The sequence below is a fragment of the Bacillus sp. JJ1521 genome (assembly GCF_036965165.1).
Classification (GTDB): Bacteria; Bacillota; Bacilli; order Bacillales; family Bacillaceae_L; genus Ferdinandcohnia.
In genome coordinates this window covers 2,021-7,800 of record NZ_JBALOX010000048.1, presented here as the reverse complement: position 1 = coordinate 7,800, position 5,780 = coordinate 2,021, and the positions used below count along the sequence as shown (strand labels likewise).

At 36.9% G+C, this 5,780-nt stretch carries 7 protein-coding genes and 1 pseudogene (1 of these 8 cut by a window edge); all 8 read right to left on the bottom strand.

From position 1 onward, the window contains the following. Nucleotides 1-128: 128 nt before the first annotated feature. Nucleotides 129-587 (bottom strand): transcriptional regulator NrdR, encoded by a 459-nt coding sequence (gene nrdR, locus V7147_RS08330; protein WP_335367386.1) that lies wholly within the window; start codon nt 585-587, stop codon nt 129-131. 83 nt (nt 588-670) lie between these two features. After that, nucleotides 671-1,054 carry a cytosolic protein gene (locus V7147_RS08325; RefSeq protein WP_335367385.1) on the bottom strand — a complete coding sequence of 128 codons (384 nt, stop codon included), beginning with the start codon at nt 1,052-1,054 and terminating at the stop codon, nt 671-673. Nucleotides 1,055-1,165: 111 nt separating this feature from the next. Continuing rightward, entirely contained in the window at nt 1,166-1,546 is a 381-nt protein-coding gene (gene speD, locus V7147_RS08320; RefSeq protein WP_335367384.1) for an adenosylmethionine decarboxylase, read from the bottom strand. A 243-nt stretch (nt 1,547-1,789) separates the two neighbouring features. Next, complete coding sequence (locus tag V7147_RS08315) at nt 1,790-2,821, bottom strand: glyceraldehyde-3-phosphate dehydrogenase (RefSeq protein ID WP_335367383.1); 1,032 nt, start codon at nt 2,819-2,821, stop codon at nt 1,790-1,792. Between the two features lie 197 nt (nt 2,822-3,018). Then, a complete protein-coding gene (gene coaE / locus V7147_RS08310) occupies nt 3,019-3,630 on the bottom strand; it encodes a dephospho-CoA kinase (RefSeq protein WP_335367382.1) in 612 nt (203 codons plus the stop codon). Between the two features lie 21 nt (nt 3,631-3,651). Then, nucleotides 3,652-4,287 (bottom strand): sporulation membrane protein YtaF, encoded by a 636-nt coding sequence (ytaF, locus tag V7147_RS08305; RefSeq protein ID WP_438824569.1) that lies wholly within the window; start codon nt 4,285-4,287, stop codon nt 3,652-3,654. A gap of 114 nt (nt 4,288-4,401) precedes the next feature. Further along, nucleotides 4,402-5,242: pseudogene (gene mutM, locus V7147_RS08300) on the bottom strand (DNA-formamidopyrimidine glycosylase). Nucleotides 5,243-5,258: 16 nt separating this feature from the next. Next, nucleotides 5,259-5,780: part of a DNA polymerase I coding region (polA, locus tag V7147_RS08295; RefSeq protein ID WP_335367381.1), annotated on the bottom strand (this coding region is incomplete at its 5' end). Its footprint extends 2,020 nt past the window's final position; the window shows 522 of its 2,542 annotated nt.

Here is a 5,780-nt window from a genome sequence, read left to right as displayed (position 1 = left end):
CTTGACTTGCACAGGAAGTGCTGACATCGACGTTCGCCACAGGACGTGGCGGTAGTTAGTCGATGTTCCTCCATCCGGGCTCCTTACGCTTTCGTTTAAAAAAAGAGCTTAAAAAGATTCTTAAGCCCTTAGCGTTCCCGTTTAATTAATTCCTTTAATTCATCAATAAATACATTTATATCCTTAAACTGACGGTATACAGATGCAAAACGAACATATGCCACTTCATCCACTTTCGCCAAATGATTCATTACATACTCACCAATCTCATCGCTTTTCACTTCCGCAATCCCTTGACTTCGAAGTTCCTTTTCAACCTCATGGGTGATATCCTCTAATTGCTTTAAGGAAACCGGACGTTTTTCACATGCTTTAATAAGTCCGCGCAGCATCTTTTCCCTGCTGAATTCCTCACGCGTTCCTTCTTTTTTAACCACAATTAAAGGAATTTCTTCGACCTTTTCAAATGTTGTAAAACGATATTGGCATTTTTCACATTCACGTCTTCTACGGATTGAACGACTATCATCAACGGGACGTGAATCCAACACTCTTGTTCCATTATGATGACATGTAGGGCATCTCATTGGTAACACTCCTTCCTCGGAGATCTCTATGTATTCATCTTATAAGAAAGATTTTTATAGGACAAGGGTTTTTACTACTCTTCTTACGATTCTCCCTTTCCAATAAGAGGTAATTCTTTATCTAGGTGTTGATATAGATTCGTGATTACCTTTCGGCTATAGCCAAAGTCGATTGGTAGCAATATTGTTTCTGTTGTTACGGCAAAGTCAATTGCAGTTTCAAATGGTCTAACGGATACGATGGTTGCTACAACAAAGGCTTTTCTTCCTTTTTTGATTGAGATACTCATTTCTCCGCGTTCTTCTGACACAGAGTTGATATGGTAGCCATCTAAATTGTTTATAATCTTTTTTACTGCTTCGATTGCTTTTTTGTTTGTTGTTTTATAATAATGACTTTTTAAAAGCTCGTCCGAATGTTTGTCTCTAGTTTCACTGTGATTCGAAAAAAACGTTTGCAATCCCATTTATTCCACTCCTTATTTAACTCTATATATCATTATAAAATAAGTTCAAAATGTAAAAAAAGAGGTGTAATTAATACACCTCTTACTATTTTAGATGATTCCTATATATTTTTAAAGTACTTTAACTTGCGCTGGCTTTACTTGTACTGGACCCATTCCACGTGGTAGTTCAATGTTCTCGCGAGTTTGTGCGCAAAGTGCCTCTGCAATATGATCTGCTGCAATATTCGGATCTAAATCTCCACATGTGTAAACATCAATACTTGCGTATCCATGTTCAGGAAAACTGTGAATCGTTAGATGTGATTCCGAAATGATCACGACACCACTTACTCCCTGTGGAGCAAATTTGTGAAATGCTACCTCACGAATTTCTGCACCTGACTTTAGTGCTGCCTGAACAAAAGTTTCTTCAATACCTTGCATGTCGTTTAATTTTTCAAAATCGCAACCCCATAATTCTGAGATTACATGACGTCCCATAGTTTCCATAATTCAGTTATTCCCCCTCATACCATAATTTAGGTGAGTTCTTCGCGTAAAGCATGAGCATAACTACCACGGGGGAAAGTTAGTCCAGAGAGGTCCTAACCCTTTAAGTAGCTACAAAAGCATAAGCTTTTAAGAAGTTCACGAAAACTAGTATACTTTGTTTATATACTTTTAGCAATAACTTTTATCATTTTAAAAATAAACCTTCCCGCGATTTGGGAAGGTTTTCAAATTAGCCTATAGTTAGCCTATTTTTACTTCAGTTTTTTGGATGATTTTAGCGCCTACATATTTAACCAAATCTACAACTCTACAAGAATATCCCCATTCATTATCATACCAAGCTAATACTTTTACCTTACGATCCCCAATAACCATCGTAGAAAGGCCATCAATAGTTGAGGAATGTGGATTTGTATTGAAATCAATCGAAACAAGTGGTTCAGTTGTAAAATCCAAAATTCCTTTTAATGATCCTACAGATGCCGTAATAAAAGCTTCGTTAATTTCTTCAACTGTCACATCTCGCTCAATATCTACAACTAGATCAACTAATGATACATTTGGAGTTGGAACGCGAAGTGCCATTCCATGCAATTTTCCTTTCAGTTCCGGCAATACAAGTGATAATGCTTTTGCCGCTCCGGTTGATGTAGGAATAATAGATTGAGCACAAGCCCTTGCTCTTCTTAAATCCTTATGTGGATTATCAATATTTTTTTGATCATTTGTATAGGCATGAACGGTTGTCATTAAACCGTTTACAATTCCAAACTGTTCATTTAACACTTTTACAACCGGTGCTAAACAATTTGTTGTGCAGGATGCGTTTGATATTATCTGATGATTGTCATGATCATATTTTTCTTCATTAACACCCATTACGATTGTAATATCTTCATTCTTACCAGGTGCTGTTAAGATTACTTTTTTCGCACCTGCTTGTAAATGTAGGTTTGCTTTTTCCTTTGAGTTAAACTTTCCTGTTGCCTCAATCACAATATCTATATTTAATTTTTTCCAAGGAAGCTCTAAAGGATCACGCGAGTTTAAAAGCTGAACGCGCTTTCCATTCACCAATAAAGAGGCTTCTTCGGGAATAATTTCCGCTTCGAACTTTCCATGGTTTGTATCGTATTTTATTAGATGTGCTAGCGTTTCAGCAGGGTAGCTCGCATTGATTGCAACTATTTCTAATGAATCCTCCATAATTGCTTTTCTAAATACCATTCTTCCAATACGGCCAAATCCATTAATTGCGATTCTTGGCTTCATTACAACCCCTCCAGGATATATGTTATACTACTTATGTTCAATATTTATAAATAGTATAGCACATTGGATTGGATATGTAACACTTTTATTCTATATTTTATTAAAAATGGTTACTTATACGTCTTTTGAATATTCCACACCTGTTTTCAAGCATGTAAAAAGGCATCTCAGCATTTGAGACACCTTGTTTTTTTACGTTATGACATCTTATTTTGAATACCCCATTGTTTACAAATTTCATGAAATTGTTTCTTTGTAGCTTCTATTGTACCAGAATTATCAATTACAGAATCGGCAAGCTCTATTTTGTCCTTAAGCGGCATTTGTGATTGAATCCTGGCCTCTGCATCTTCTTTGTTAAGATTATTACGTTTCATGAGGCGCGCTAACTGTGTCTCATAATCCACATAAACAAGGAGAGTTCGATCGACTAATGAAGTTAATTTACTTTCAAACAATAATGGTATATCCAATATAATTGATTCTTCACCGTTATTAATATGTTCTTCCTTTTCCTTTAGCATTTGTTTACGAACGGCTGGATGAACAATTGAATTTAATAAAAGACGTTTTTCTTCACTGAAAAAGACGATCGATCCTAACTTCGGACGGTCAATCTTCTTGTCAGGTAATAAAATGTCTTCACCAAATGATTGAACAATTCGTTCGTATGCTTCTTCGCCAACCTCAACAACTTTACGTGCAATAACATCTGCATCAATTACAACAATTCCAACTTCTTTAAACATCTGTGATACTGTACTTTTTCCACTTGCAATTCCACCTGTTAATCCGATTGTTAAAGCCACGTATTTGATCCCCCATGTTTTTTAGAATTTCCATATTCCAATTAATATCAATAAAATTCCCGGTAAAAATGAAAATTTCTGTATCCATTTTTTCTTTGAAAAAACGGATCCACCTTTAATACCCATATAAACAAAAAGTGAGCTCATCAAGGCAACCAACAATGCCATTACCCACGGAGAAAAACCTAATAAAGCAGCACCGATTCCTGCACCGAAAGCATCAAGCGAAAGGGCAAGACCAAGTAAAAAGGCTTCAAGACCGGTAATCGTTCCTGATTTGTCAAGGTCGGCAACCATGGGCTTCTTTAAAATATTGATAACAAGTCCGAGTGATTTTATTTCAACCTTAACTAGTAGTTTTTCTTCATTAAGTTCCGGTGCTTGGGATGTTGGGCGAAAAAACTGAAACAATACCCAAGCTCCAATTAATACGAGTACGATACCACCAAGCCTGTCGGCGATTACAGGTGATACAAAGAGTGCAATTGACTTACCCAACCCCATCGCAGCCGCCATCGTTACGGCTGAACAGCAGGCTATTATAATGATTGATTTAAATGGTATTTTCATTTTCCTCATACCGTATGTGAAACCAACACTAAAACTATCCAAGCTAACTGCAAATGCTAATAAAATGAGTGACGCGAACTGGGACATCTCGTAGGTCTCCTTCCTATCGTTATAAGATAAGTATATGGAGGGAGCCCATCCCGTGTGAAATGTCCCCTGGACGTCAAAATGTCGGATTATACTGACTCATTGATTTTAACACTATTTTATTTTCTTTTTATTCTTTTGGCATTTTGGGCAGTAGTGGGTGCCTCTTCCGCCGACAACTGTTTTTTCGATTTCTGTTCCACATGTTTGGCATGCTTTTCCGTTTTGACCATAAACATAAAGCTGTAATTGGAACATCCCGATCTCACCCTGTGTGTTAACATAAGAACGGATTGTACTACCACCCTTTTCAACAGCCTCATTCAATGTTTGAATGATTTCATGATGGAGTTTCTTCATTTCCTTTTTAGTCAGGGAATTTGCTTCACGTTCAGGATAAATCCCTGCTCTAAACAATGCTTCATCCACATAAATATTCCCAAGACCAACGACATTTGTTTGATCAAGTAATGCAACTTTTATTTTTCGATTCGTCTTTGAAAGCTTTTCTTCTAAATATTTCAGTGTAAATTCTTGCGAAAATGGTTCGGGACCTAATTGAGATAAAGGAAGACTCCTCTCCTCTTCACCTTTACTAAATAAATGCATCGTNNNACTTCCGAACATCTCGATAGCGTAGCTCAGTTCCATCTGTAAAAGTAAATAACACATGGGTATGTTTATCAAATGGTTCATCTTTATCATAAAGACCATATCTGCCCTCCATGCGTAAATGCGAAACCATTACATAATCATCTAATATAAACTTTAAAAACTTACCTCGTCTATCTACATCATGAATGGTTTGACCACGTAGAGCATCACAAAATTGTTCGGGCTCATCTGGTTTTTTGATGATTTTTGGCCAAAGTACTTTCACATGATTGATTGTCTTTCCATTTACAAGCTGGGTTAGTGTTCGCCTAACGGTTTCGACCTCTGGTAATTCCGGCATCTGATCACATCCTTATCTACTTCGCATCATACCAGGTCTTGCCGTACTCATAATCGACCTTTAATGGTACTTTTAAGGAAATGGCATTTTCCATTACTTCTGGTACAATCTTTTTCAATATCTCTATTTCTTCTTCTGGAGCCTCAAAAATTAATTCATCATGTACTTGTAAAAGCAATTTCGCTTGAAGCTTTTCTTCTTTAATTCTCGCCGCCATATCAATCATTGCTTTCTTGATGATATCGGCAGCACTACCTTGAATAGGAGTATTCATTGCCGTTCTTTCAGCAAAGCTGCGAACATTAAAATTACGGGCCGTAATTTCTGGAATGTATCTTCTTCTTTGAAGAAGTGTTGATACATAGCCTTTTTGTCTGACGTCCTCAACGATATCTTCCATATATTCCTTAACACCTGGGAAGCTTGCAAAATAGCGCTCAATAAAATTTCCCGCTTCCTTCCTTGTAATTCCAAGGTTTTGAGACAATCCGAAGTCACTAATTCCGTACACAATTCCGAAGTTAACAGCCTTTGCCTG

Excerpts from the sequence above, each read along its gene's own strand:
- V7147_RS08315 (WP_335367383.1), bottom strand. The coding sequence starts at position 2,821 with ATGAAGCCAAGAATCGCAATTAATGGATTTGGCCGTATTGGAAGAATG.
- V7147_RS08325 (WP_335367385.1), bottom strand. The coding sequence starts at position 1,054 with ATGGGATTGCAAACGTTTTTTTCGAATCACAGTGAAACTAGAGACAAA.
- ytaF (WP_438824569.1), bottom strand. The coding sequence starts at position 4,287 with ATGTCCCAGTTCGCGTCACTCATTTTATTAGCATTTGCAGTTAGCTTG.
- speD (WP_335367384.1), bottom strand. The coding sequence starts at position 1,546 with ATGGAAACTATGGGACGTCATGTAATCTCAGAATTATGGGGTTGCGAT.
- nrdR (WP_335367386.1), bottom strand. The coding sequence starts at position 587 with ATGAGATGCCCTACATGTCATCATAATGGAACAAGAGTGTTGGATTCA.